Origin of the sequence: Odoribacter sp. Z80 (assembly GCF_009935865.1) — a bacterium.
GTDB lineage: Bacteria > Bacteroidota > Bacteroidia > Bacteroidales > Marinifilaceae > Odoribacter.
Genome location: NZ_QWEL01000018.1, coordinates 1 through 26,238, shown reverse-complemented (window position 1 = coordinate 26,238; position 26,238 = coordinate 1). Strand labels below are relative to the sequence as shown.

At 44.4% G+C, this 26,238-nt stretch carries 20 protein-coding genes, 1 tRNA gene and 2 pseudogenes; 13 read left to right on the top strand and 10 right to left on the bottom strand.

Annotated elements, in window-relative coordinates; all coding sequences use genetic code 11:
- Positions 1-37: 37 nt before the first annotated feature.
- A tRNA-Lys gene (locus D1136_RS10195) sits at positions 38-110 on the bottom strand.
- 198 nt (positions 111-308) lie between these two features.
- Between D1136_RS10195 and D1136_RS10190 the strand changes: the two genes are divergently transcribed.
- Together D1136_RS10190 and D1136_RS10185 are read left to right on the top strand one after the other, a co-directional pair.
- Positions 309-902, top strand: coding sequence for a helix-hairpin-helix domain-containing protein (locus D1136_RS10190; RefSeq protein WP_161877528.1), 594 nt, complete (start codon positions 309-311; stop codon positions 900-902).
- 61 nt (positions 903-963) lie between these two features.
- Complete coding sequence (locus tag D1136_RS10185) at positions 964-3,477, top strand: AsmA-like C-terminal region-containing protein (RefSeq protein WP_161877527.1); 2,514 nt, start codon at positions 964-966, stop codon at positions 3,475-3,477.
- Between the two features lie 59 nt (positions 3,478-3,536).
- Here the strand turns inward: D1136_RS10185 and D1136_RS10180 are convergent, their stop codons facing one another.
- From D1136_RS10180 to D1136_RS10170, 3 genes are all read right to left on the bottom strand, one after another.
- A complete protein-coding gene (locus tag D1136_RS10180) occupies positions 3,537-3,917 on the bottom strand; it encodes a hypothetical protein (RefSeq protein WP_161877526.1) in 381 nt (126 codons plus the stop codon).
- A gap of 65 nt (positions 3,918-3,982) precedes the next feature.
- Positions 3,983-6,211: a cation-translocating P-type ATPase gene (locus D1136_RS10175; RefSeq protein WP_161877525.1), complete on the bottom strand. Its 2,229-nt coding sequence runs from the start codon at positions 6,209-6,211 to the stop codon at positions 3,983-3,985.
- A gap of 74 nt (positions 6,212-6,285) precedes the next feature.
- A complete protein-coding gene (locus D1136_RS10170; protein WP_161877538.1) occupies positions 6,286-8,424 on the bottom strand; it encodes a Tex family protein in 2,139 nt (712 codons plus the stop codon).
- Between the two features lie 98 nt (positions 8,425-8,522).
- On the opposite strand from D1136_RS10170, the pseudogene D1136_RS10165 reads away from it, so the two are divergent.
- Together D1136_RS10165 and D1136_RS10160 are read left to right on the top strand one after the other, a co-directional pair.
- Positions 8,523-8,714: pseudogene (locus D1136_RS10165) on the top strand (MBL fold metallo-hydrolase); the annotation flags it as partial.
- Positions 8,715-9,898: 1,184 nt separating this feature from the next.
- Entirely contained in the window at positions 9,899-10,930 is a 1,032-nt protein-coding gene (locus D1136_RS10160) for a hypothetical protein (protein WP_161877524.1), read from the top strand.
- Between the two features lie 67 nt (positions 10,931-10,997).
- On the opposite strand, the gene D1136_RS10155 is transcribed toward D1136_RS10160, so the two are convergent.
- Positions 10,998-11,411: a hypothetical protein gene (locus tag D1136_RS10155; protein ID WP_161877523.1), complete on the bottom strand. Its 414-nt coding sequence runs from the start codon at positions 11,409-11,411 to the stop codon at positions 10,998-11,000.
- Positions 11,412-11,429: 18 nt separating this feature from the next.
- Between D1136_RS10155 and D1136_RS10150 the strand changes: the two are divergent.
- The 4 genes and pseudogenes from D1136_RS10150 to D1136_RS10135 all read left to right on the top strand — a co-directional run.
- Positions 11,430-12,947: pseudogene (locus D1136_RS10150) on the top strand (type I restriction endonuclease subunit R); the annotation flags it as partial.
- Positions 12,937-14,151: a restriction endonuclease subunit S gene (locus tag D1136_RS10145; RefSeq protein ID WP_161877522.1), complete on the top strand. Its 1,215-nt coding sequence runs from the start codon at positions 12,937-12,939 to the stop codon at positions 14,149-14,151. The pseudogene D1136_RS10150 and the gene D1136_RS10145, both read left to right, overlap by 11 nt.
- Positions 14,118-15,251, top strand: coding sequence for an AAA family ATPase (locus D1136_RS10140; protein ID WP_161877521.1), 1,134 nt, complete (start codon positions 14,118-14,120; stop codon positions 15,249-15,251). The genes D1136_RS10145 and D1136_RS10140 overlap by 34 nt, the downstream gene beginning before the upstream one ends.
- 2 nt (positions 15,252-15,253) lie before the next feature.
- Positions 15,254-16,858, top strand: coding sequence for a type I restriction-modification system subunit M (locus D1136_RS10135; protein ID WP_161877520.1), 1,605 nt, complete (start codon positions 15,254-15,256; stop codon positions 16,856-16,858).
- Positions 16,859-16,881: 23 nt separating this feature from the next.
- Here the strand turns inward: D1136_RS10135 and D1136_RS10130 are convergent, their stop codons facing one another.
- On the bottom strand, positions 16,882-17,451 hold the full coding sequence (locus tag D1136_RS10130; RefSeq protein WP_161877519.1) for a DNA-3-methyladenine glycosylase I: 570 nt from the start codon (positions 17,449-17,451) through the stop codon (positions 16,882-16,884).
- Positions 17,452-17,645: 194 nt separating this feature from the next.
- Between D1136_RS10130 and D1136_RS10125 the strand changes: the two genes are divergently transcribed.
- A complete protein-coding gene (locus D1136_RS10125) occupies positions 17,646-18,344 on the top strand; it encodes a YitT family protein (RefSeq protein ID WP_237567053.1) in 699 nt (232 codons plus the stop codon).
- Positions 18,345-18,396: 52 nt separating this feature from the next.
- Here D1136_RS10125 and D1136_RS10120 read toward each other — a convergent pair whose 3' ends face one another.
- The 3 genes from D1136_RS10120 to D1136_RS10110 all read right to left on the bottom strand — a co-directional run bounded on the left by D1136_RS10120 (position 18,397) and on the right by D1136_RS10110 (position 21,636).
- Positions 18,397-19,689: a TIGR01777 family oxidoreductase gene (locus D1136_RS10120; protein ID WP_161877517.1), complete on the bottom strand. Its 1,293-nt coding sequence runs from the start codon at positions 19,687-19,689 to the stop codon at positions 18,397-18,399.
- Between the two features lie 67 nt (positions 19,690-19,756).
- Entirely contained in the window at positions 19,757-20,836 is a 1,080-nt protein-coding gene (locus D1136_RS10115; protein WP_161877516.1) for a linear amide C-N hydrolase, read from the bottom strand.
- 11 nt (positions 20,837-20,847) lie between these two features.
- A complete protein-coding gene (locus tag D1136_RS10110; protein WP_161877515.1) occupies positions 20,848-21,636 on the bottom strand; it encodes an SDR family NAD(P)-dependent oxidoreductase in 789 nt (262 codons plus the stop codon).
- A 135-nt stretch (positions 21,637-21,771) separates the two neighbouring features.
- On the opposite strand from D1136_RS10110, the gene D1136_RS10105 reads away from it, so the two are divergent.
- Positions 21,772-22,494, top strand: a complete 723-nt coding sequence (locus D1136_RS10105) for a hypothetical protein (RefSeq protein WP_161877514.1) — start codon at positions 21,772-21,774, stop codon at positions 22,492-22,494.
- Between the two features lie 6 nt (positions 22,495-22,500).
- The gene (locus D1136_RS10100) at positions 22,501-23,343 is read left to right on the top strand and encodes a DUF748 domain-containing protein (RefSeq protein WP_161877513.1); all 843 of its coding nucleotides are present in this window, start codon (positions 22,501-22,503) and stop codon (positions 23,341-23,343) included.
- On the opposite strand, the gene D1136_RS10095 is transcribed toward D1136_RS10100, so the two are convergent.
- The gene (locus tag D1136_RS10095; RefSeq protein WP_161877512.1) at positions 23,321-23,506 is read right to left on the bottom strand and encodes a hypothetical protein; all 186 of its coding nucleotides are present in this window, start codon (positions 23,504-23,506) and stop codon (positions 23,321-23,323) included. The two genes, D1136_RS10100 and D1136_RS10095, sit on opposite strands and share 23 nt — an antisense overlap.
- Positions 23,507-24,538: 1,032 nt before the next feature.
- Here D1136_RS10095 and D1136_RS10090 point away from each other — a divergent pair.
- Together D1136_RS10090 and D1136_RS10085 are read left to right on the top strand one after the other, a co-directional pair.
- Positions 24,539-25,828 (top strand): DUF4143 domain-containing protein, encoded by a 1,290-nt coding sequence (locus D1136_RS10090; RefSeq protein ID WP_161877536.1) that lies wholly within the window; start codon positions 24,539-24,541, stop codon positions 25,826-25,828.
- Between the two features lie 166 nt (positions 25,829-25,994).
- On the top strand, positions 25,995-26,238 hold a 244-nt coding region (locus D1136_RS10085; protein WP_202623109.1), incomplete at its 3' end, for a hypothetical protein.

Genomic DNA, 26,238 nt, shown 5'->3' with positions numbered 1-26,238 from the left:
TTGTACATTTACTGTCCATTTCTGTCCAGCGTTTCAGTGATCCGCCTGGGATTCGAACCCAGGACCCCAACATTAAAAGTGTTGTGCTCTACCGGCTGAGCTAGCGAATCAAACCGCAATACCTTCCGGATTGCGGGTGCAAATATAGGGCATTTTTTATTAGTTACAAAAAATATAAGTGCTATTTTTTCGTTTCGGATGAGCTTGGGTGCGTAGTGGAAGTTTTAATGCTGTAATTGGTTTTTCTTGTTGGTTGTTTCTTTCATTTGTCGTAAATTACAAATAGGTTCTATTAATATCTGTGTGCTATGATTTTTAATGCATCTGAAAGGAAAGGAGTGGTCGTCCTGCTTTTTTTGATTATGGTTTTATTAATCTTTCCCAGGCAGTTTCTGCCTGACGATTCCGGGTTATTTCTGTTGCCTGTAGCGGCGGAGATTTTCCACGATAGTCTTATTTTACATACTGATTCCGGTCAGCAGGTTATTCCTATAAGGCAAAATAAGAAATCCGGTCTGCTTGTGGAACTCAATACTGCCGATAGTATGGCCTTGCTTAAAGTCAGAGGCATCGGACCCTATTATGCCTCTAAAATAATCCGTTACCGGGAACGTCTCGGGGGATATTATAGTTTAAAACAATTGAAAGAGTTAAAGATGGCTTATTTTGATGTGGACTCGGCCTCCTCTTTTTTCTGTGTAGATACCACCCGAATCGTGAAACGTGATCTGGATAGCCTGGATTTTAAGGCTGTATTGAGACATCCTTACCTCGAATATGAAGATGTTAAAATGATTTTTAAGGCGAAACAACAATACGGGAATCTTTCTTACCGGTTATTGGAGGCTAAAGGAGTATTGCCGGGCTATAGACTGAAAAAAATTAAACCTTATTTCAAATAGTTTTTCCGGCTTTTATAACTTTGTCAGAAGTCAGCCGTTCGAAACAATAAATTGTTTTACTATGAAAAAATGTGTCCTTCTTTTTTCTGCTTTTGTGGGTATAATCCTGGTTTTATTGTTTTTAATTCCTTTTTTATTTAAGGGGGATATTTTGCAACTTGTTGAAACACATATATCTCGCCATACCAAGGCTGAATTAAAAATTGGAGATATGAGCCTGAGTATGTTCAGGAGTTTTCCGGATTTGAACGTAACCTTGGAAGAGGTTTCGCTTATAGGTCGTGAAAGATTTTCAGGAGATACGTTGCTGAATATTCCGCGCATTGAGGCTTCCGTCAATTTAAAATCCCTGCTTAGCGGTAAAGAAGTTGTTGTGAACCGTTTTTTGTTGAAGGATTGTCGTTTAAATCTGATTACTGACACTGCCGGATATAAAAATTGGGATGTTCTGATACAGGATAATACAGGTACTTCAGCTCCCGGGGCTTTTGTTCCGGCTGAGGGAAAAGGGTTTGCCGGTAAAAGTTTGCAATTGAGTGATATACACATCGATAATCTCTTTATCAATGATCTGGATTATCAAAATTCCACTTATTTCCGCATGGAGCATCTGGATTTGAAATTGAAGGGAAATTTTTCTGAAAGAAGCACGTTGGCGGATTTATCATTGTCTGTGAAAGATATTTCTTTGCGTCACCGGAACAGTGTATGGTTAAATAAGGTTGGTTTGGATTGGCGGGCTATCATAAAGGCAGATTTGCAGGATTTGGTTTTTGAGATTGAAAAGAATGACCTTACCATGAATGACCTCAAACTCAACCTAACCGGAAATTTAGCCGTTTTTCCTGATAAATACCGGATGGATCTGCAGCTGGATTCTCCCGAGACACAATTTGAAAGCTTGCTGGCTTTGATTCCCAAGGCCTTCCGGGAGTGTATTCAAGACTTGAAGACAAACGGTGATTTTAAATTAAATGCAACCGTAAAAGGGGATTATTACACCGGTCATTGGCCGGCTTTTCAGGTGAATTTGCAGGTAAACGGGGCGATGATTCAATATCCTGGATTACCGGAATCCGTTCAAAATATCAATATGGATTTAAACATGACTCATCCAGGTGGCCCTATGGATTCCATGCAAATCAACTTGAAAAAGATGAGTTTTGCTATTGCTGATAATCCTTTCAATTTGTTTCTGTACATCCGAAATCCCCATGACCCTCAATTGAACGGCGGGGCGGTCGGGACCCTCAATTTTGCTAATTTGAAAAAAGCTTTGCCTTTAAAAGAAGTTAGGCTTGAAGGAGTCGTTAATACGGATGTCACTTTTAAAGGGATGTATAAATACATTGAAAATGAGCAGTATGAGAAGTTCGTTGCCAAAGGAAACGTGGATTTCAAGGATATTTTGTTTGTCAATTCCATGTTTCCGGAGGGCTTTTCGATACCTCGGGGCCAAATTCTGATTACTCCAGCTTCTTTAAAGCTGAATCAGTTCCAGGCGAATGTTTTTTCTTCAGATTTTGTTTTACAGGGAGATTTGTCCGGTTATTTGCCCTATGTTTTCAGAAACGGGATTTTAAAGGGGGATTTTTCTTTAAATTCTACGAAAGTCAATCTGAATGAATTTATCATCGCTCAGATGCAGGCGGCCCGGAAAGATACTGTGTCCATGGCATCTCGGACATCGCAGCGAGGAACTCCTGTAACAGAAGGTGCTCTGGAAATACCCGAAAATATAGATATCCATTTTACAACTCAAATCCATACTCTTCTTTTTGACCGTTTGACCGTTGAAAATGTGAAAGGGCGGGTGAGCCTGGCCAATGCCGTAGCTACTTTGAAAAATCTGAGTATGGATATGCTGGACGGGAATATGGTTATGAATGGTCGGTACAATACGCGTGATCCCCGGGCGCCGGAAGTAGATTTTAACCTGCAGGTCAATCATTTTGATATCCATGAAGCTTATGAGGCTTTTACCTTTATTCGTCAGAGTATACCCATTGCCATGAATTGTAACGGGCGGATTTCCGCTTCCATGAAATTTTCTTCTCAGTTGGACCAGGCCATGAGCCCTGTCATGACCACAGCTAACGGGAGCGGTTATGTAGAATCGCAGGGAATATTGCTGAAAGATAATCCGGCCATGAATCAATTGGCCAGCGTTTTGAAAAATGAGGAACTCAGCAGATTGAGCATCAGTCACCTGAAAATTGATTTTAAACTTGAAAACGGGAATATCAGGGTAGAGCCTTTTAAGACAACCTTTGCCGGTAATCCTGTCACGATTTACGGTACTCAGACGGCCGGAGGTCAGCTTGATTACACCCTTTCCATGACTGTCAGACGTGAATATTTCGGCAGTGACATCAACAATTTGTTAAAATCTATTCCCGGTTCTGGTAATATAGAATCACTGGATTTGGATGCTAAAGTAGAAGGAACACTGACAAAACCGGTGATTAAACCGGATCTTTCGAAGGCAATAAAAAGGGTGACTAAAGAAGCTGAAAAAGAATTAAAAGGAAATTTATTGGATGGGTTGCAAAATCTTTTCAAGAAAAAGAAATAGGAAAGAGAGATGGTATGTACTCCTGTCATCCCGGATTCTGGATGGCAGGAGTTTTATTTCTAATAGGGAGGGGTGAACTTCCCTTCAGAGGGGAATTCGGAGGAATCCTCGGTATTTCCGTAAGGAGTTGGATGGTCGTTCAAAGTCTCTGATTCTTCTTTCAATTCATCCATATAGTCTGAAAGATTGTCTTTGGCATTTTCGTTATCATTTTCCTGGATTTTGTCCATGGCTTTATTATATGCTTGTGTCTGTTGGGCAAAAATTCCGGTAGACTGGTCGCTTTCTACTCTTTCATACCGGGAAGCTCCTGCAATATCATTTTCCGTCGTTTGGTCTTCTGCCATTTTCTGACTTTTTCCCGGTTTGTTACATCCGCATCTGTTTGGTTTTACAGGTTCATCGGAGACAGGCATGTTTTTCTTTTCTTCGTGATTCATAATTTGGTTACTTTTATAATGATTATTATCCCGTTTTTCTTATACGAAATAGATAGGAGACAGGTTTATTCTATCTTTTTAGCTTTTATCCGTAAACTATTGGTTATCACCGATACAGAACTGAAAGCCATAGCTGCCGCAGCAATCATCGGATTCAGTAAAAAACTGCAGCAAGGATATAATACGCCTGCAGCTAAAGGAATTCCGATAAGATTATAGATAAATGCCCAGAATAAATTTTGCCGGATAGCTGTTACTGTTTGCCGGGATAATTTCCAGGCTTGGGGGATGGCTTGCAAGTCGGAAGTGATGAGTGTGATTTTTGCCACATCAATGGCAATATCCGAACCTTTTCCCATAGCAATGCTGACATCGGCCAATGCCAATGCCTCAGAGTCGTTAATCCCGTCTCCTGCCATTGCGACAACATGCCCTTGTTGCTGTAATTTTTTTATAAAGCCGGCTTTATCCGAAGGCATGACCTCCGCCTCGTATTGTTTTATGCCTGCTTGTTTTGCTACTGCACGGGCAGTGATAGCATTGTCTCCCGTCAGCATGTATACTTTAATATTTTCTCTCTGTAACTGCCGTATCGCATCCGCAGCTCCCTTTTTTATCCGGTCGGCAATCACAATTAGAGCCAACACTCGTCGGCTGTCGGCAAAATAGACTACCGTTTTGCCTTCCAGACTGCAAGTATCGGCCAGAATATCCTGTTCCGTCGTGCTGTAGATATCATGAGCATCCAGCAAACGGCGGTTTCCTACATAAAAAGTCTTTCCGTCTATAACGCCTTGCACGCCTTGTCCGGTGATGCTTTCAAACTCCCCTTTCAAAGAAGAGGTTATTCCTTTTTCTGTCAAATGAGTGACTACTGCATCTGCCAGAGGGTGTTCTGATTTGCTTTCCAGATGTAGCAAAATGGGCAGATAAACAGAATGGTCTGCTTCCTGGGTCCAGAAAATGGCCGAAACTGTAGGTTTACCCTCCGTGATGGTGCCTGTTTTATCCAGAATTACGGCACTCACACGGTATAGTTGCTCGAGACTTTCAGCATCCCGGATGAGAATGTGGTGTTCTGCTCCTTTGCCTATTCCGACCATAATAGCGGTGGGGGTGGCCAATCCTAAAGCACACGGACAGGCAATGACAAGTACTGTTACCGAGGTCAGCAAAGCACGGGTAAAAGCCATTTCTCCGCCGGCCAGCATCCAGATGATGAAAGTAATCACGGCAATACTTATCACGACAGGCACAAATATACCTGCTATTTTATCTGTCAAACGCTCGACAGGGGCTTTACTTCCCTGGGCTTCCTGTACCATTTTTATGATGTGTGACAATACCGTTTCGCTTCCGACTTTTTCCGCTATAAACCGAAAGCTCCCTTTTTGATTTACCGTTCCTGAAAACACAGGAGTTCCCGTAACTTTTTCTACGGGGATGGGTTCACCGGTAATCATACTCTCATCTACAAAAGAACTACCTTCTGTGACGGTACCGTCTACCGGAATTTGATTGCCTGGCTTTACCACCAGGATATCTCCCGGTTGTATTGCTTTCAAGGGAATTTCCTGCTCAGTACCGTTTTCCAGTACCCGAACCACAGTTTTGGGACGCAATCCCATCAATTTGCGGATTGCAGAAGAAGTATTGGCCTTTGCCCGGCTTTCCAATAGGCGGCCTAATAAAATCAAGGCGATAATAACGGCGGCAGCTTCGTAATATACGTGTGATTCTAGGCCTCGTGTGGTCCAGTAATAGGGCCATAGGGTATTAAATAGGCTGAAAAGGAAAGCAATACCCGTGCTGATGGCAACCAGGGTATCCATATTGGCATGGCCGTGCTTTAGTTGCTGCCAGGCATTCACATAAAAACTTCGTCCAGAAACAAACAACACCGGTATGGTAAAAAAGAGCATAATCCAGTTGCTGTAAGGCATGTGCATAAAAAACATGCCGATAATAACTACAGGCAGTGTTAACAGGATGGCCCATACTGTTTTACATTTCAGTTGTTGATAGTCCCGGAGTCGGATTGTCTCTGTCGGGTCTGTTTGGGATTCTTCTTCGAGAAACAGCTCATAGCCGTGCTGCCGGACAATGAGTTGTAAATCCGTAGGATTTACGATTTCCGGGTCATACGTCACCATCACTGTGGATGCTGCAAAATTGACTTTGGCTTCTTTTATGCCTTTTGTAGCTGCTAATGCTTTTTCCACATGGGCAGCACATCCGGCGCAACTCATTCCGGTAATGTAAAATGTATCTTTTCTGGTTTGCTCTTTTTTCATGGCCTTTTCCCGCCATTACGAGATTTGCCGGAATAGGTTGCAAGAGCAAAATGAGAGTTGTTATTTTATTAGGCTTAATTTTCCACTTGTTTAATGGAAAGGCCAATTCTTTTTCTTTCTTTTTCCAATTGTATCACTTTCACTTTTATTTGCTGATGTACGCACAACACTTCTGCCGGATTGGCCACATAGCGGTCCGCTATTTCAGAAATATGCACCAATCCGTCCTGGTGTACCCCGACGTCTACAAATGCTCCGAAGTTGGTAAGGTTTGTTACAATTCCCGGTAAAACCATACCCATCTCTAAATCGTTTATTGTATGGATCCCTTCGGCGAAACTGAATACTTTTGCCATAGAACGGGGGTCGCGTCCGGGTTTTTTTAGCTCTTCCACAATATCAGTTAAGGTCAGGAGGCCTATTTTATCATCTGCATAGCGCTGAATATTTATCTGATTACAGAGTTTTTCATTTCCGATGAGTTCTTTTACTTCTACTTCCATGTCACGGGCAATTTTCTCCACCATGTAATAAGCTTCCGGATGTACGGAAGAATTGTCTAGGGGATTTGTCGCTTCCTGGATTCGTAAGAAGCCGGCGCATTGTTCAAAAGCTTTTGCTCCCATTCGCTTTACCTGTTTCAGTTCCTCCCGGCTTTTCAATGCTCCGTTTTCCCGGATGTATTGCTCGATGTTTTCGGCCAGGACGGGACCTAAGCCGGAAACATGCATCAAAAGATATTTCCCGGCTGTATTTACATTTACTCCGACCCGGTTGACGCAGGACTCCACAACCTGGTCCAGGGCTTCTTTCAATTTTCCTTGATCTACATCGTGTTGGTATTGTCCTACGCCGATGGATTTCGGGTCAATTTTCACTAACTCGGCCAATGGATCCATCAAGCGACGGCCGATGGAAACTGCTCCGCGGACTGTTACGTCGTAATCCGGAAATTCTTCCCGTGCAATAGGAGAAGCCGAATAGACCGACGCTCCGTTCTCTGAAACGACAAATACCTGCACCTTGCGCTCAAATCGCAGGTTCCGGATAAAATTCTCCGTTTCCCGGCCTGCCGTTCCGTTTCCGATCGCTAAGGCTTGTATGTCGTACATTTCCACTAAATTTATTATTTTGGTGGAGGCTTGCCTGACCTCGTTGCGGGGAGGGTGAGGATAGATTGTTTCATTATGCAATAACTTCCCGGTTTCATCCAGGCACACCACTTTACATCCTGTCCGGAATCCCGGGTCCAGTGCCAGGACACGCCTATTTCCCAATGGAGATGCTAATAGTAATTGCCGGAGATTTTCTGAAAATACCCGGATCGCTTCTTCATCCGCCTTTTGTTTTCCCCAGGCGAGGTATTCAGATTCAATCGAAGGGAACAACAACCTTTTGTAAGCATCTTTCACTGCCATTTTTACCCGGATGGCGCTTTCGTTGTCAGCTTTTACGAAAATACGTTCCAGCATTTGCAGTGTTTCCGGCTCCGGAAGATCCAGTCCTACTTTTAACATGCCTTCTGCTTCTCCCCGCCGGATAGCTAACATGCGGTGGGACGGGCACCGTTTCAGCAGTTCTTTATAGTCGAAATAATCCGTATATTTTTCTGCTTGTTTTTCTTGGCCTTTGAGTACTTTGGCAAAAATCATACCTTCCCGTTCTATCATTCGCCGGAGGCGGTTGCGGGCAGTTTCACTTTCATTCATCCATTCTGCCATAATATCTCCGGCTCCCTGCAAAGCTTCCTCAATGTCTTTCACTTCTCCTTTCACAAAACGGGCAGCTCTGGGGATAATATCCCCATTTTCCTGTTTGATCAGAATAGCCGCCAGGGGTTCCAGTCCTTTGCTCCTGGCTTTTGCGGCACGTGTCTGTTTTTTAGGTTTGTAGGGCAAATACAGGTCCTCTAATAAACGTAAATCCCGGCAAGTCCGGATTTGTTGTTCCAGGGCTTCTGTCAGCTTATTCTGTTCTTTGATATTTTCTAAAACTGTAGCTTTCCGTTTTTCTAATTCCTGAAATCGGGTATAAAGCGTTTTAATCTTTCCGATTTGTATTTCATCCATGTTACCGGTGCGTTCTTTTCGGTAACGGGCAATAAAAGGAATGGTTGCCCCCTCCTCCAACAAGGCCAATAAATGGCCGATACAGGTTCCGTCTGTTCCGGTTTCCTCGCTGATGAATGCTACCGGATTTATAGTATATTCCATCATAGGCAAAACGAATTTGGACAAAAATAGTCAAATTATCCGTTTCCCTCAAAACATTGAAAAGCAAAGCGGAAGAACTTCCATTCCCGTGCTTCTTTTATAAAAAGCATCACAGCACCGCCCGCGATGCCGGGCGTCTTGCCGGGAGCCTGGGCGTGAAGAATCTGGTGTTGTATCATACGGAGGATAGGAATCTGGCAATCCGCAAAACCACCTACACCGCCGAAGCCGCCTCTGAATTTTCCGGCAACATCTACGTTCCCGACGATTTGGAGGGGATTAGGTTGTAATATATGGGGTTGGGCATGGCATAAAAATGATTTCTATTGCCATAAGATGCCAAACGAAGCAGGGAAAAGTAAATCTATAATGCTATTATCAGCAGTTTTTAATACTATTAAGTAGACATAATTTTAGCTGTTTCCAAATATTTATTAGTTTTACAAACAAGAAGGAGGTTCGGTTAATATAAGTTTTTATATTAATTCGGTTGTTTTGCTGTAATGTAATAATTGTGTAAAGTTGAAAGATAACCAGTGAGTAGATTACAAACCATAGAAAATGCTCTTGCAAGTATAAATGAAGCTGCTTTTCAAGAGCTATGTGATAATTTCTTAATTCGTAAGAACGAGAATTATCGTATTTTCTCGAGGGTTGGAAGTCAGTGCGGAAAACAAAAAACAATAAAAGGAACACCTGATACTTTTTTTGTTGTCTCATGGTAAATACGTATTTGTAGAATACTCAACCAATGTTACCAAAGGTGTTGCAAAATTGCAGGAAGATATAGAGAAATGTCTCGATGCTACGAAAACAAAAATTCCGGTAAATGGGATAGCAGAAATAATGCTTTGTATAAACTTCAATTTAAGTACAGAGGAAATTCAGTCTTTGGAACATCTACTGGGGGAAATTAAAATCAGGTTAACAGTTTACATGCTTGATTCCTTGGTATTAGAGTTGCATCTGCAACATAGGGATTTGGTCCATGAGTATTTAGGAGATTGCCTTTGGATACAGGGCAAATTGTTTCTGTCCATACTTTTGTTGACGAATATAATAAAGCGTCTAAGGGTATTGCAACACTTTTGAATAATACATTTTGCATAGAGAGAAAGAGTTGGAAAAGATCAGGCAATTGGTCAGTCAGAGTGATTTTTTGATAATTACCGGAACGGCAGGGGTTGGGAAGACAAAAATAGCATTGAAGTAATGAATGTTTTTTGGACGGAAAATTTATCTTATAATGCTTTTTGTCTTTCGTATAAGAATTGCGAATACCAGCATTTTGATGAAAAGAAGGATTATTAGAGGCCTCTGTGTGGCGGAATATATTTTCTATTGTGGAAAAATCAGATGTGGGAATAAAACTGATACCCATAAAAATATCTTAATTCCAAAGTTGAATATGCGTTAAAATATGCAAATTGGGAAAGAAAGAGGAAATTTATCGAAGGTTTTTAGAATATAAGATATGAACAAAATAGAGGTAGCAAAATTTTTTGCATTGAATGAAGAGTTTGAGACTGCTGGTAAATTGATTGGGTTAGGATTTGGAGAACTTCAAAATATTAACCTTGTCAATGATTTCTATTTTTTGCCGTTTCAACTTTTGTCACAAGGATTTGAACGTTTCATGAAAACTTATATCTGTGTGGCTTATAGAGAGAAGCACGGAACTCTGCCTGATTCTTCATATATAAAATCGTTAGGACATGATTTAGAACGGCTTTTGACAGAAATTAGGACAAATTATTATATCCATTACCAACCTGTTCAGTTTGAATCAGATTGGTTGTTGATAAATGATAATGCAAATTTAAGAGAACTTCTATTTATATTATCTGAATTTGGGAAATTTGCCCGCTATTACAATTTTGACGTCATTACCGGAAGTCCCAAAATAGGGATAAATCCGAAAGAGTCATGGCGTAAATTTGAAAATAAAATGAAGTATGCTGATAATCAGATTATTATAAGATTGGTAAATAAAGAATTAGATGGTGAAGTATACCAAGAAACAACAAATTATATTGTGGAAATTTTTGAACGATTTATAGCAAGTCTTTCAAGACAAATAATTTGGGGAACATTAGGACAGTTAGGAAAACAATTAACGATAGGGTCTTTTTTTGATTATGGAGTGTTGTATGGAAAAAATTTCGGAAAAACAGATTATCGTAAGCATACAACAAAGTATAAAGAAACTCCTAAATCTATACACAAGCGGACGGCGTTGGATTGGTTTAATAGAAACTTCAACCCTGATTTCAAATCAAAAAAGATAAAGAAATGCGATTATAGTGGTGATTGGCCTTTTTACGTTGATGAAGTAATTATTGAACGTAGGCAGAAGCATTGGTGCATAGTAACTATTAACGGATATGATTATGCTTTAAATGGTGCTGCAAAAGGGCGTTATAAATTAAAAAATCCCCACGATGCGGGGATGGCTATATTAGGTAAAAGTATAGGTGATTTTATTTCAATGGCTTTGGCATTATGATACATTTATTAAAAAATGGACACATAGGGGATGATATTTGGGGACAGTATGTTTGGGTTTGTAAAAATTAAAAGGGAACTTCAGTTAGTTTGAGGTTGTCGGAGATGTACTCGTATTTTAATAGAGATACCGATTTGTTTTCATATTCTTTGCGTTTTTTTAGGTAGCTTATTACCTCGTTGTCGAATTTTTGGGCTATGGCTGTAGTGCGTAGCATGGAGGAATCTCCATGTGCCTTTTTCCTCAGGAACCAGTCTTCGTATTGCAGCAGCTGTTTCAAGCCCGATTTGTCGAATCTATCTTTTTTTAGTTCTATAATATTATAGGCAATGATTTGTTGTGGATTTTTAGGATGATTGAAAATCAACAACATGTCAATTTCCCGTTCAAAACTGGTGGGAACATAACTCAAATAGTCGGAATAATCTCCAAAAATATTTTTGAATTTCCCTTCTGCCAAATCGTTGGATAGCAAGCTCATTAATGTGTATTCAAAAAGGATTCTATCTTGGCCAAGCATGACGCGGCGACTCATTCCCGGCGTTTTAACGCTTTGTTTGCTACGGCGTCGATCAATGACGCAATCGAGTATTACCGTTTGTTTAAAAGGACACAGGCGAAATTGCAGCAGGAAAATGCAGAGTTTGAGCCGTTGAATATCGCGTGTGTGTTTTCTCCGCCTGCCGAAGGCAATAAAGATGTGCAGCAAATGCAGGAGGATTTGTGGCAGGAGAGGATGGATAATATGCACGACCCGGCCGGAAAGAAAAGGGCGTTGAAGGCTATTATCCGGGAATACAATCAGCAGTACGGCACCAATCATATTCTGGATGAATTTGATGGGTATTATCAGGATATCCAGCAGCGTATAAAGGACCAGCAGTATAGTAATAAGGATTATGCACACCGGAACAAGGTTGATGTAACGATTGTTGTGGATATGTTGCTGACGGGCTTCGATTCGAAATACTTGAATACTCTGTATGTCGATAAAAATCTGAAGTATCATGGATTGATACAGGCGTTTTCCCGTACAAACCGTATTTTGAACGATACGAAGCCGTACGGTAATGTGCTAGATTTTCGCGGTCAGCAGGAGGCTGTGGATAAAGCCATTGTTTTGTTTTCCGATGAGAAAAAGGAACGCTCGAAGGAGATTTGGTTGGTGGACCCTGCGCCGGTCGTAGTGGAGAAATACAAGGAGGCGGTGGTCGAACTGGAGAAGTTTATGCAATCCCACGGTCTGGCATGTAAAGCGGAGGAGGTGTGCAATTTGAAAGGCGACGAAGCCCGTGCCGGTTTTATCGGTTGTTTTAAAGAGGTGCAACGTCTGCGCACGAAATTGGACCAATACACGGACTTGAACGAGGAGAGCCGCCAGAGGATAGAGAATCTGTTGCCGGACGAATCCCTGCGTGCGTTCCGGGGGGCTTATATCGAGACGGTAAAACAGTTGAGGGAAAAACGGGAGAAAGCAGATGGCGGAGTGAGCCCGGAGATTGACGATCTGGATTTTGAATTGGTCCTGTTTGCTTCGTCGGTGATCGACTATGATTATATTATGGGGCTGATTGCCAAATATGCGGGCCGGGAACCTGCAAAACGAAGGGTGACGAAGGAGCAGTTAATCAATCTGGTTATGTCGAGTGCCGATCTCATAGAGGAACGGGAAGATATTATGGAGTATATCAATAGCTTGGACGAAGTAAACGGCATGACGGTAGAGGAGGTGAAACAAGGTTTCGAGGAGTTTAAGCGGAATAAATATGATCGGGAGATAGCTAAGGTTGCAGAAAACCACGGCTTGGAGGCGGATGCGCTGAAATCGTTTGTAAAAGAGATTATGGACCGGATGATATTCGACGGGGAGAAACTGAGCGACTTGTTAGCTCCCCTGGATTTGGGATGGAAAGCCCGGACCCGCAAGGAGCTGGTATTGATGGAAGACTTGATTCCATTGTTAAGACGATTGGCCGCAGGGCATGAAATTTCAGGATTGTCAGCGTATGAAGAATAAAGAGATGAAAACGGTGGTGCCGAAGTTGCGGTTTCCGGAGTTTAGGGAGGAGGGGGAGTGGAAGGAAACAATCTTAGGTGCTGTGTGTGAAATTAAGAATGGAAAATCAAATGTTCAGGATCATATTGAAAATGGTAAATATCCTTTGTTTGATCGTTCTGAAATAGTAAAAGCATCGAATAATTATTTATTTAATTGTGAAGCAGTAATTCTTCCGGGTGAAGGTGTACGTTTTATTCCTAAATATTATGTTGGAAAGTTTGATTTGCATCAGAGAGCATATGCATTGAAAAATTTTTCTTGTTTTGGAAAATTTGTATACTATTTACTTTTAGCACATCATGACTTAATGGCTTTAAAAGCTGTAAAATCAACTGTGTTATCATTACGCTTGCCCATACTTAAACAATTTTCAATAATAATTCCGAAGTTAGTTATTGAGCAGCAAAAAATTGCCGATTGTCTTTCTTCTATAGACGATTTAATAACATTGACTGCTAATAAGATAGAAGCATTAAAAGCCCATAAAAAAGGATTGATGCAACAATTATTTCCTGCCGAAGGTGAGAAAGTTCCTGCAATGCGATTCCCGGAGTTTAGAGGGGCTGGGGAGTGGAAGGAAAAAACATTAAAAGAAGTTGTGTCTTATGAAAATGGGAAGGCTCATGAGAGTGAGATTTCGGAAACCGGAAAATATATTGTTGTTAATTCTAAGTATATTTCAACAGAGGGAAAAATAAAAAAATTTACGAATAATGCTTTGAGTGTAGCTGACAAAAATGATATTTTAATGGTTTTAAGCGATCTTCCCAATGGCAGAGCGATTGCAAAATGTTTTATTGTGGATATTCCTAATTTATATGTTGTTAATCAGCGTATTTGTAAATTGACACCTCATAGTGTTGTGAGTTTATTTTTATATTATAGCATTGATAGAAACCCTTATTTTTTATCTTTTGATGATGGGGTTAAACAAACAAATTTGAAAAAAGAGGAAGTGCTGAGATGTCCAATATTATTGCCTGAGAAAATGATAGAACAGCAAAAAATTGCCGGTTGTCTCTCCTCATTGGATAATCTTATTGCGGCTTTGTCGCAAAAACTGGACGCGCTTAAAACCCATAAAAAGGGGTTAATGCAACAATTGTTTCCTGATATGAATGATATAGTATGGCTAAAGAAACGCTCACATTTACAGACTTGAATCATTTAGTAGAGCATCTTCGTTCGCGGAAGAAGAATACCCTTATTTTTGCCCATAACGGGACGGGAAAGACCCGTTTGTCGATGGCGTTTAAAGAAGCTGGGAAAAAGGGGGGAAAAGATAAACGGGATACGCTTTATTTTAACGCCTTTACCGAGGACCTTTTTACATGGGATAATGATTTGTACCATGATGTGGAAAGGGGACTCGTTTTTAACAGAGAGTCTCATTTTTTTGACGGGTTGGACGGGGCGGATATGGAGAACAGAATCCGACCCTTCCTGCAGCGATATGCGGATTTTGATTTTAGTATCAATTACGAAAAGGCAAGAGTAAGTTTTAAACGTGAGGTGAAAACCGTAAAGAAACCGACAAAAAAGCAGCCGGAACCGGTTGAGACGACGAAAATTGTGGATAATATAAAGGTTTCCAGAGGAGAGGAAAATATTTTTATCTGGTGTTTTTTTCTGGCTGTTGCTCAGATGGCGATAGATGGGCATGAAAATTATCAATGGGTGAAGTACCTCTACATTGATGATCCTATTTCATCCCTGGACGACAATAATGCCATTGCCGTGGCCAGCCATTTGGCACAACTGCTCAAAAATCAGAATAATATTGATGCAATAATTTCAACTCACCACGGACTTTTTTTTAATGTAATGCACAACGAGTTGAAAAGGGCTGAGAAGTATTACATGTGTAAAGGCAGAAAAGAAGAGGAAATTCAGCTGATGGACACGAGGGATACGCCCTTTTTTCATCATGTTTCGTTGATGCAGAGTTTGCAGAAGGCGGCAACTACCGGCGAGTTGTATACGTATCATTTTAATATTTTGCGGAATATATTGGAGAAGACTGCCGCATTTCACGGGTTCAATGATTTCAGGGATTGTATTAAGCGGTCGAAAGACGATGTGGACGGGATTATTCATGCCCGAATGATTAATATTCTGAGTCACGGTAATTACTCGTTGTTCGAGCCCGTGGAAATGCAGGAGGAGAATAAAGAACATTTCAGGAGAATACTGAAAGATTTTACAGATACCTACCGATTCAATCAAGATTTATTTCAGGAAACGGAAACAGAAGAAATTTAATCATGACAGCGAAAGAACAACAACAGTTGGGTAAAACCCTTTGGGACATAGCGGATCAGTTACGGGGAGCCATGAATGCCGATGATTTTCGTGATTACATGCTTTCGTTTCTCTTTTTACGTTATTTGTCCGACAACTATGAAATGGCTGTAAAAAAAGAATTAGGACCCGAATATCCGGAACGGGATAAGAACGACCAGCGGATACCCTTTGCCATTTGGTACGATGAGAATCAGGAGGATGTCGGAGAATTTGAAAAACTGATGCGTCGTAAGATGCACTATGTGATAAAGCCGAAATATTTGTGGAGCAACATAGCGGAATTGGCGCGTACGCAAAGCGGAGATTTATTGCATACGCTGGAGGAGGGATTTAAGTACATTGAAAATCAGTCCTTCGACAGTAATTTTCAGGGCTTGTTTTCAGAAATAAATCTGAATTCGGAGAAATTAGGCCGGGATTATAAAGAGCGTAATGCAAAACTGTGCGTTATCATTCAGAAAATAGCCGAAGGCATTGCCAGGTTTTCAACCGATACCGATATATTGGGAGATGCCTATGAATACCTCATCGGACAGTTTGCCGCCGGTTCCGGTAAAAAAGCCGGAGAGTTCTATACTCCGCAACCGATTTCCACCATCTTGTCGCGGATTGTGACGCTGGATTGTCAGGAGCCCGCACTGGGGACCAGGAAAAAAATGGAGCGGATACTCGATTTTGCCTGCGGTTCCGGTTCGTTATTGCTGAATGTGCGGAAACAAATGGGAGAGCATGGTATCGGTAAAATCTATGGGCAGGAGAAAAATATCACCACATACAACCTCGCCCGTATGAATATGCTTCTGCATGGCGTGAAAGATTCGGAGTTTGAAATTCACCACGGCGATTCTCTGCTGAACGATTGGCGGATGCTGAATGAGATGAATCCTGCTAAAAAGACCGAGTTTGACGCTGTGGTTGCCAATCCGCCTTTCAGTTACCGGTGGGAACCCGCGGAGGAACTGGGGAAGGATTTCCGTTTTAAAAGCTATGGGCTTGCCCCTAAGTCAGCGGCGGATTTTGCCTTTTTATTGCATGGTTTTCATTTTTTGCGGAATGACGGTACGATGGCAATTATTTTGCCCCACGGGGTTCTGTTCCGGGGGGGGGCGGAGGAGCGTATCCGCACCAAATTGCTTACGGACGAGAATATAGATGCCATTATCGGACTGCCTGCCAATTTGTTCTTCTCTACAGGTATTCCCGTTTGTATTATGGTGCTGAAAAAATGTAAAAAGTATGAAGACGTGCTTTTTATCAATGCCAGTGAATATTTTGAAAAGGGAAAGCGGCAGAATGTTTTAAGGGAGGAGGATATTGAGAAGATAGTGGATACTTATCAATTCCGTAAGGAAGAAGAACGCTATTCCCGCCGTGTTTCGATGAAAGAAATAGAGGAAAACGGCTACAATCTGAATATTTCCCGCTATGTTAGCACGGCCAAAGAAGAAGAAAAAATTGACCTCCGGGAGGTAAACGAACAATTGAAAGGAATAGAGGAAAAAATCAATGAGGCGAGAGAAAAACACAATCGCTTTCTGAGAGAACTCGGCTTACTGCCGGTTTGACGCAAAACCCCCGTCCCCATGTGTCATTTCCGGCAGATGCAGGTGGTGAGGTGGTCGTTGATGAAGCCTGAGGCTTGCAGGTGGGCGTAGCAGATGGTTGTCCCGAAGAATTTGAAGCCCCGTTTTTTCATGTCGCGGCTCATGGCATCCGATTCGGGGGAGGATACCGGAATTTCGCTCAATGACCGGACGGTGTTGGTTATCGGTTGCCTGTTGGGGAAGAACGATAGGGTGTAGTTGTAGAAACTTCCGAATTCTTTTTGTATGTCGAGGAATAGGCGGGCATTGGTGATGGTCGCCTTGATTTTCAGTCGGTTTCTGACAATGCCGTCAAATAGCATCAGCCGTTCCACGTCCTCGTCGGTCATGTTTGCCACCTGTCCGGCATCGAAGTTGCAAAAGGCCCGGCGATAGCCTTCGCGTTTTCTTAAGATGGTAATCCAGCTCAGTCCGGCCTGGGCACTTTCCAGTACAAGGAATTCGAATAGTGTTTTATCGTCGGTGACTAATTTTCCCCATTCTTCGTCGTGGTATTTTACATATAATTCGTCTGTTCCGCACCAGCCGCAGCGTCCGTTTATGATGTCCTGCATGATGTTTATTTTTATGGTGTGGTGCAAAAATACGAATTAATATTGAAGTGGCACATGGGGGGACGGGGGTGGGGGAGTGATTCCCGGATAAATTATGTATTTTTGCCGTCGGAATAGGGGTGAACGGATTAAATTCGGGCGTGATGACAACGAAGGAAAAAGTAATATCGTTTTTTTGGCAGCATTTGCTGCTTATGGTTTCATTGTATTTGATGACGCTGGGGGTGGTGCTTTGCGTAAAATCCTGCCTGGGCAGCAGTGTGATATCTTCCCTGCCGTTTGTATTTTCGCTGGCGGGGCCGGTGAGCCGCGTTCCGGAATGGACAATCGGCGGCTATACCATTGCGATGAATTTCATACTGGTGTTTTGTCAGGTGCTCATTTTGCGGAAAAAATTCGAGCCTGTGCAACTGTTCCAATTGGTTATCGGGTTTGTGTTTGGCTGGCTCATTGATTTGAATATGTTTCTGACCTCGGCTTTGGAGTGTGCGACTCTGCCGTCGCAGTTGTTTGTCCAGTTTGCGGGATGCACCATCATGGGTATCGGTATAGCCTTTGAGGTGCGGTGTGGTTCGGTTACCATGCCGGGTGAGGGTATTTCTATTGTTATCAGCCAGGTGGCGCGCCGTCCTTTCGCCAAAGTCAAGATTGGGGTGGATACGGCCCTTGTCGTGCTTGCCGTGGGAAGCTGCTATCTCTTTTTCGGACGTTGGCAATGGAATGTCATCGGTGTCGGGACACTTTTCGCGATGGTCTATGTCGGCCTCGTGGTGAAGTTCATTACCCCGTATCTGGGGTGGTTTGACCGTGTGCTGGCTTATATTCCGGGATTCCGGCGTTATCTGTTTGGTTTGGCGCGATTGCTTTATCGTCGCGGCGACAGGGGAGCATGACACATGGGGACGGGGCTTTTGCGTCATGACGCAAATGCCCCGTCCCCATGTATCACTTTGCAAAGAGCAGTGGGGCGGTGTCGTATCCCCGGTCTTTTATGCGTTGGAGTAGTTCATCGAGGAGAGGCGGGGGGAGGTTTTTTTCGCGGCTCAGAATCCATAGGTACTTGTCCGAGCTGCTTCCTACGATGGCGTAGCGGTAGGCTTCGTCCAGTTCGAGGATGTAGTAATCGGCGTAGAACCAGAGGAAGAAGGCGACTTTTAATTTGCCCGGGTTATTTTCCGGGTCCGGTTGTTTGGCGCGTCCTGCCGCTTTCCGGGGTCTGGTGCCTTTCAGTCCTTTGTTTTCCACCCGGATTTTATTGCCCGGCAACAGGGTGTAGGTGGCCGTGACACTGGTCATGCCTTTCTCGAAACGGTTTTCATAGCGGGCAATTTCATGCCAAAGGCCCATATACCGGTTGATATTCAGTTGCCGTACCGTGCGGTGGTCCGTCACTCCCATCAGTTTCTCGATGGTGGGATACAGGTAGGTGAAACCGGATTCCGTTAGTTTGGCGGGCAGGACCTGCTGGCCTTGGGTCAGAAATGAACTTCTTTCCCCCAGCAGCAGCCGGAAAAGGCTTTTGCCCAACCGCACTCTCCAACGGATTCCGTCGGCCCTTGCGAGCACGTCCGCCAAATGCCTCTGGGTGATGCGTTCCGGCGCGACCAGGTTGACCACTTCTTTCAGTTCTTTATTTTCTATCATAGATTCAAAGGAGCGGCATAAATCGTGTATGCTAATCCACGGGAAATACTGCCGTCCGTTGCCAATCACCGTCCCTGTCCGGAAGAGGCGTTGCAGGCGCAGCATTTGTTGCAGAGCCCCGCCGTCCCTGGAAAGTACGATTCCGAACCGGGCAATGACCAGGCGTACAGGCGGAGGGCAGCGGCGTGCCTCTTTTTCCCAGTCGGCACACAGGCGGGACAGAAAACTTTCGCCCTGCCTGCCGTTGTATTCGTCATGTTCTCCGTTGTCCGCATAGTATCCTGCGGCGGAAGCGGATATAAACAGTTGCGGCGGGACAGGCATCCGGCGGATGGCCTCTACCACTCGGCGGGTTACCGGGATACGGCTGTCATAGAGTTCCCGTTTGCAGGCTTTTGTCCACCGTTTGTTGATGGATGCCCCGGCAAGATTGATGACGACGCGGGCACCTTCCATTCTCCGGCAGAGTGCGTCGAAATTCTGTTCCTGAAGCAAATCCCGGCCTATCGGGATTACTTCGTTTCCTTTTTCCTGCAAGAAGCGGGTGAGATGCCCGCCGATGTATCCGCTTGCTCCGGCAATTGCTATTTTCATCTGGCTCGTGGGTGACGCATGGGGACGGGGCTTTTGTGTCATGACGCAAATGCCCCGTCCCCATGTGTCATTTGATGTTGAGGTATTCGATGGGTTGTTGGCGGGTGGCGTCCAGGGGGAAAGACTGGTAGGGGGTGGCGGCGAAGTCGATGGTCTGGAGGTCAATGCACCGGATGGTGGAATTGTAGGCGGTTTTGTAATATATTTTGCGGTTGGTGAGGTCGGTGGCCGATGTCCATTGGGTGGCACTGGGGATGTCGGGGGATTGGCCGAGGGGGTGTTCAATGCCGATGGGGATGTCGAAGTTGTTGAGGATGTGGAAGCATTCCAGGATGGTTTCGAGGGCTGTGGGGCGTTGGGGGGCTGTGGCCCGGTAGAAGGCGATGCGCACGAAACGGGAGGGGGGTGTGATGTCGCCGGGTATGCCCAGGAATCCGGCTCCGGAGCCGAAGGGGGCTAAGGTGAGGTCGCTCAGGGCGTGGGGGGCCACGCCTCCGGGGGTGAGGTTGACGTAGTTGTTCAGGTTTGTCAGGTGCCATTCAAATCCGGGGGCGTTGGTCAGCACTCCCACCGGGTTTTCGTAGAAATGGGGGATGCCGTCCACGATTTCGAGTACGACTTGTCTGCCGGAGGGTTCCCCTATGCGCCAGTGGACGGTGGAGGTGGAGCCGGCGGTCTGGTCGATGCCGATGATACGGATTGAGGGAAGTGCCGCTTTGATTTCGTCGATGGTTGAGAATTGCGACAGCATCCAGGTGACCAGTTGCAGGTCGTTTACCGAGCGTTGGTTTTCTGTGGGGTTGTAGCTTACGTAGCTCCCGTAGCGCGGGAAATAGAAAAGCCCGGCGGAAAGTCCGGCTTCATTCAGTCCCTCGGCGATGAACTCTTTTCGCATGATGGCGAGTCCCACGACGCCGTATTTGGTTTGAAACACCGCGCCGTTTACGCCTGTCGGGGTATAGGACGTAATTTGCTGTCCTCTGGGGATAATCACATATTCGCTTGGCAGGTCGCTGCTTCCCCATTCGATGGTGCGTGCCTGGACGTATGCGCCGTCTTTGGCTTTGAGCGAGAGACCGGTGCAGGCGTTCAGGGAGGAGGGGAGGTTCAGGAGGATAACGGACAGACTGATGATAAGATATTTCATGGGTATGGTGTTTAATGGTTTGTAAAATCTGCTATGGTTGGATTGTGGATGGTCAGCCCCCCGTCGGCGGTCAGGGTCTGTCCGGTGATGTACCGGGCGTCTTCGGAGGCGAGGAAGGCTATGGCGGAGGCGATGTCCTGCGGTTCTCCCAGATAGGGGAGGGCATTGTGACGTTCGAATATCCTGCGTGTTTCTTCCGGCAGGTTTTTCAGTGCGGCGGGTGTCAGCACAAGTCCCGGCGCAACGGCGTTGCAGCGGATGTTGTGACGCCCTGTTTGGGTGGCGATGTAGCGGGTTAGGTTGATAAGTGCCGCTTTGGATGTGCCGTAGTAAGTGCCTCTGAAATCTCCGGTGAATCCTCCGATGGAGGCGATGTTGACGATATTTCCCCCTTTTTGCCGGAGCATGGCGGGGATGGCGAGCTGGCTTAGGCAGATGGCGGAACGCAGGTTGAGGTGGAAAGCCCGGTCGAAAAATGTGATGTCGAGGGTTCCGATGTCTGTGTCGCGTTGCAGGTCGGTGCCACCCACGTTGTTGACCAGGACGTCTATCCGTCCGTATTTATCCAGCGTCTGTTCTATCAGGCTCCGGCAGCTTTCCAGGTCTTCTGCTGAGAAATAGACCGGAAAAACTTCTGCTTTTCCCGCTTTCAGTTCCCTGGCCAGGAGTTCGTTTTTTTCCCTGGCAAAATCTGCCATGACTACTGTGCCGCCTTCCGAGGTGATGCGCCGGGTGGTGGCTTCCCCGATGCCGGAAGCGGCTCCTGTGATGAGGATGACTTTGTTTTTGAATCTGTACATTTTCGTTTGTTGTTTTCTTTTATAACGATGGGGCGGGGAAATGGTTTGAATGGAGGGGAGGTTTGACGGGTTGGACGGGGCCGGGCGCGTAACTTCTTGTGCCGTTTCCCGTTTGTAAGGAAAAACGGAGATGAAATGAGAAAGGGTATCAGGGTTACGGTTTATGTTGTTTTTGCACTGACGGTGCTTTATTTCGTTGTAGAGTGGTTTTTGGAGGCAAAAATCCGGTATTTCGTGGAAAAGAAGGTAGAGGAGGTGAGCCGGGGGGCTGTCCGTGCGGAAATCGGTTCTGTATCGTTGCGGCTGATTGGCAGGTCGTTGTGGCTGGAGGAGGTGAAAATCAGTTCGGACACGGTGGCTTTGCGTCGTTCCGGGTGGCCTCTTAAAAGGGTTGAAGGGTATTTTGACCGCTTAGGGGCCAGGGGGGTGCATTTCCGCAAGAGAGATTCGCTTTTTTATCTGCGGGCCAGGGAATTGGATGCGGGAATATCCCGGTTGGCGGCTGATATATTGAAGCCGGGGCCGGGCGGACGGTCTGCGGCCCGGACACTGGCGGGGGTGCAGGTGGAGGTTGAAACTGTCAGTGTGCGGCTGGACCGGATGTATTGCCGGGTGATAGAGGGCAGGGATTCTGTGGACTATCGCCTGAATGGTTTTTCCGGGAAAGTCACGGACGGTGAGTTCCGTACCTTTCCGGCGGGAAAGGGCTGGCCTTTCGCCTGCGGGGATATTCAGTTGGCGTTGTCTTCCTTTCAATGTCGTTTTGCAAAGGGGGCTTCCCTGTTGGAAGTGGATTCTTTACGGTGGCAGGGGGATGAGGAGCGTTTCACGGTGGGTGCGCTCCGGTTGCTGCCGTAGTACGGGATGTATGAGTTTGCCCGAAGGTCGCCGGGGCATGCGGACTGGACCCGCATAGAGGCGGCGGGACTGGAAGGGACCGGGGTTGATTGGCGGCGGTTTATGGCGGAGAGATGGATAGACGTGGATAGCCTTTCTTTCGGAAAGCTCTCTGTCCGGAACTTCAAGAACCGGCAGATAGAGCAGACGCCCAGGGTCAAACGCCTGTTTTACCAGTCGGTGCAGGAGTTTCCGTTTCCGTTGTCCGTGCGGCGGATAGCCTTGCAGCATGCCGATGTGGAATACCTGGAGCTGGCGAAGCACGGTTCGGCTCCGGGGCGGATTACATTTAACGGTTTGCAGGGGATGTTTTACGGGCTGACAAACCGGGGCACTGCTTTTACTGTTAAGGCTAAAGGGAAGTTGATGAATCGGGGGGAGATGCAGGCCGTTTTCCGTTTGCCTGCCGGGCGTTCGAATCCGTTTTTTGAAGTGGAGGGCCGTCTGGGGGCCATGAATCTGGCGGCATTGAATCCGATGACGGAGCCTTTGGCTAAAGTAAAAATCGCCTCAGGCCGGGTGGAAGGAATGACTTTCAGCATGAAAGGGGATGCGCAGAGGGCGGATGCGGATGTGTTGTTCCTGTATGAAAAATTGCGCATCCGCATTATGAAGGAAAAGGACGGGCATCTGGAAACCCGTTCATTTCTTACCACGTTAGCCAACGGGCTTATCGTGAGGGAGAACAATCCCGGTTCCGGCGGCGAGCGCAAAGTGTGCGGTTCGGCGGAAAGGGACCCTTACCGCTCGCAGTTCAATTATCTTTGGAAAACCTTATTTTCCGGCCTCAAAAAGTCCGTAGGGCTATGACGCATGGGGACGGGGCATTGGTATGGTGTTTTTTTTCGCCTTTCGGACGGCTGTTTTTGAGCAATGGCTTTCCTTGCTTCAGTTCCGGCCGTTTGCCCGGTCTGATAGTTGCATTCGCTTCGTATTCGCGTATGCGTCCGCATTCATCAGGTGGAATGTTCATCACCGGCGTATTTCCGTTGGCAGTGGACTAATAAGACAATTTATAGGTAAGGTGTTGTGCATTAGTGGGAAATTACTTAAAACGTTGGACTTTTCAAGATAGGGAAAAGTCCAACGAATAAGCCCACAGCAATTGCAGGTTTGAGGTAATTTTGTTGGAGGAGTGGGAAAAGGGGAAGTTCCGAAGTATTAAATCAGAAAAGTGAAACGAGAGAGGAAAGGAAGGGAGTGCGACTAAAATCAAGGCAGACATTTGAGAGACAAGAAGTACAAAATCAGATTTTAACTCAAAAATCGTTACAATTTTTCTCTCACGTTTTTTCTGTAACGAATTTGTAACTGAACTTTGTCTTTTTGGGGCATTTTTGTAACTTCTGTAGTTTTCTGAAGAGCAATAAAAAAAGCACGTAATCCTTTGAATATTACGTGCTTTGTCCGCTTTTGTTAATGTAACGTCTTGACTTTAAGCGGTGCGGACGGGACTCGAATACACTTCGTAATCCTTTTGTTACCAATATCTTAATCCGTCAAAATTTTTAAAGTTCAATGTTTAATCCTAATGTGCAGGTTTCACTGTTTTACTCGGCTTTTTGTAGTAAGTCTAAGAATATGTACAAATATACTTGTTTTTCTTTATAAAGAACAAATATTGCAGGGAGAATTAACTAAAATCATTTGAACATGGGGACTCAAAAGTAGGAATATCTTTGTATTACCTAAAAGTTCATTTGCAAATTTTAGTAATTACGATGGTATATCTTGTAAAGTGGAGAAAAAGTTCTGCGCAATCTATCGTTATATTTGTGCATTTTACGCTTGAATATATGTATCCGGCATTTTTACCTACACCTCAATATTCGTTCTGTATATGTAAAGTTAATCATTTAATGTGGTGTTATGTAATTACAGGAATGTTTTGCATCAATTTAACAAAGCAATTTATATCAAAAACACAAAATAAAATTCATCAAAAACACTATATTGTTTTGTTCATTCAGATTAAATCACTACTTTTGTGTTGATTATGAAAGATATAAAATACCTAAGTAGAATTGCTGACAAGACTCTTGATTTAAGACTTGAAGCTTTCGGTGCAGTACAAATTGCCGGTCCCAAATGGTGTGGAAAGACTACCACTGCCGAACGTCGCGCGGCAAGCGTTATTAAGATGCAGGATCCTGACCGACGGGAAGGTTATCTTGCAACTTCAAGGACAAAACCGTCGCTGTTGCTCAAAGGTGTGGTACCTCGCCTTATTGATGAATGGCAGGTTGCTCCGGTAATATGGGATGCCGTGCGTCACGCCGTAGATGAGCGGAGAGCTAAAGGCCAGTTTATCTTAACCGGCTCCACGGTGATTGATGATGAGCAGATAATGCATACTGGTACAGGGCGTATTTCCAAAATGGCAATGTATCCGATGAGTCTGTTTGAATCACTTGAATCAAACGGAACTGTTTCGTTAGGACGCCTTTTTGATGAACCTGAATATGATATTGACGGGGCAATCTCTCAGCTTTCTATTGAACAACTTATATTTGCAGCTTGTCGTGGAGGATGGCCGGCTTCGCTTGATGAGATAAGTAGGAAGGCAAAGCTATTGATAGCGAAAGATTACATTGATGTAATTTGCAACGAGGATATTTCACGAGTGGATAAAATACGGCGTAATCCGGCATTAGCGCGGCTGATTCTTCGCTCATATGCAAGAAACATCTGTACTTTGGCAAAGAAAACGTTAATGCTTGCTGATGTTTCAGAGGAAATGGAGGGTACTTCAATGCCGACATTTGATGAATATGTCGGCGCATTGGAGAAATTATTTGTTATAGATGACATAGAGGCATGGTCACCTGCAATACGTTCCAAAACCGTCATTCGTACAGGTAAGAAGCGTTGTTTTGTGGATCCCTCTATTGCAGTCGCTGCATTGGGTGCATCGCCGGAAAGTCTGGAACTTGACCTAAATACATTCGGTTTCATATTTGAATGCCTCTGTTTCCGTGATTTGCGGGTGTATTCACAGGCAATGGGCGGACGTTTATCCTATTACCATGACAGACATGGATTGGAAGCGGATGCTGTCTTACACCTTGATGATGGACGATATGCTTTGATAGAATGTAAACTTGGCAGTAGGGAGATTGAAGAAGGAGCAAATCATCTTCTTGAAATCAAACGTCTTGTAGCAGAAAAGAATAAATCTGAAAAACAAATAAAATTGCGGGAACCGGATTTGCTGATTGTCCTTACCGGCGGAGAAATGGCATATACTCGTGAAGATAGTGTAAAAATCATACCTATCGGATGTTTGAAAGATTAAATATGTATATTCCGATGCAGAGAATTGTTGAAATATTTGCAGGGATTTAAGAGTGTAAAAAAGAAACGATAATGAAAATAACAGATATTTTTGTAAATAAACTAAAAATCGAAACTAAGGTAGTGTATTACCCTGAAAAAAGTTTACAACATAAAAGAGTAAACTTATGTCAGAATTATCTAAACCTATTCATCGTCGCCACTTTCCGGTTCGAGTAAAATTATCGGCAGTCCGGGATCGTGTGATCCATGAGCTTGATTATTCCGAAGTCTTGGAGAAATACAGCGTGAGTTCTTCCACCTTCGGAGATTGGTTGCGTAAATATAAACCTCGCATAATGTCGGAAGAAAGCCATAAACGTTTATCTTTACCCGTGCATACGGCAAAATGTTTATTATCCATGACAGACA

Excerpts from the sequence above, each read along its gene's own strand:
- D1136_RS10190 (WP_161877528.1), top strand. The coding sequence starts at position 309 with ATGATTTTTAATGCATCTGAAAGGAAAGGAGTGGTCGTCCTGCTTTTT.
- D1136_RS10185 (WP_161877527.1), top strand. The coding sequence starts at position 964 with ATGAAAAAATGTGTCCTTCTTTTTTCTGCTTTTGTGGGTATAATCCTG.
- D1136_RS10180 (WP_161877526.1), bottom strand. The coding sequence starts at position 3,917 with ATGAATCACGAAGAAAAGAAAAACATGCCTGTCTCCGATGAACCTGTA.
- D1136_RS10175 (WP_161877525.1), bottom strand. The coding sequence starts at position 6,211 with ATGAAAAAAGAGCAAACCAGAAAAGATACATTTTACATTACCGGAATG.
- D1136_RS10170 (WP_161877538.1), bottom strand. The coding sequence starts at position 8,424 with ATGGAATATACTATAAATCCGGTAGCATTCATCAGCGAGGAAACCGGA.
- D1136_RS10160 (WP_161877524.1), top strand. The coding sequence starts at position 9,899 with ATGAACAAAATAGAGGTAGCAAAATTTTTTGCATTGAATGAAGAGTTT.
- D1136_RS10155 (WP_161877523.1), bottom strand. The coding sequence starts at position 11,411 with ATGAGCTTGCTATCCAACGATTTGGCAGAAGGGAAATTCAAAAATATT.
- D1136_RS10145 (WP_161877522.1), top strand. The coding sequence starts at position 12,937 with ATGAAGAATAAAGAGATGAAAACGGTGGTGCCGAAGTTGCGGTTTCCG.
- D1136_RS10140 (WP_161877521.1), top strand. The coding sequence starts at position 14,118 with ATGGCTAAAGAAACGCTCACATTTACAGACTTGAATCATTTAGTAGAG.
- D1136_RS10135 (WP_161877520.1), top strand. The coding sequence starts at position 15,254 with ATGACAGCGAAAGAACAACAACAGTTGGGTAAAACCCTTTGGGACATA.
- D1136_RS10130 (WP_161877519.1), bottom strand. The coding sequence starts at position 17,451 with ATGCAGGACATCATAAACGGACGCTGCGGCTGGTGCGGAACAGACGAA.
- D1136_RS10125 (WP_237567053.1), top strand. The coding sequence starts at position 17,646 with ATGGTTTCATTGTATTTGATGACGCTGGGGGTGGTGCTTTGCGTAAAA.
- D1136_RS10120 (WP_161877517.1), bottom strand. The coding sequence starts at position 19,689 with ATGAAAATAGCAATTGCCGGAGCAAGCGGATACATCGGCGGGCATCTC.
- D1136_RS10115 (WP_161877516.1), bottom strand. The coding sequence starts at position 20,836 with ATGAAATATCTTATCATCAGTCTGTCCGTTATCCTCCTGAACCTCCCC.
- D1136_RS10110 (WP_161877515.1), bottom strand. The coding sequence starts at position 21,636 with ATGTACAGATTCAAAAACAAAGTCATCCTCATCACAGGAGCCGCTTCC.
- D1136_RS10105 (WP_161877514.1), top strand. The coding sequence starts at position 21,772 with ATGAGAAAGGGTATCAGGGTTACGGTTTATGTTGTTTTTGCACTGACG.
- D1136_RS10100 (WP_161877513.1), top strand. The coding sequence starts at position 22,501 with ATGTATGAGTTTGCCCGAAGGTCGCCGGGGCATGCGGACTGGACCCGC.
- D1136_RS10095 (WP_161877512.1), bottom strand. The coding sequence starts at position 23,506 with ATGAACATTCCACCTGATGAATGCGGACGCATACGCGAATACGAAGCG.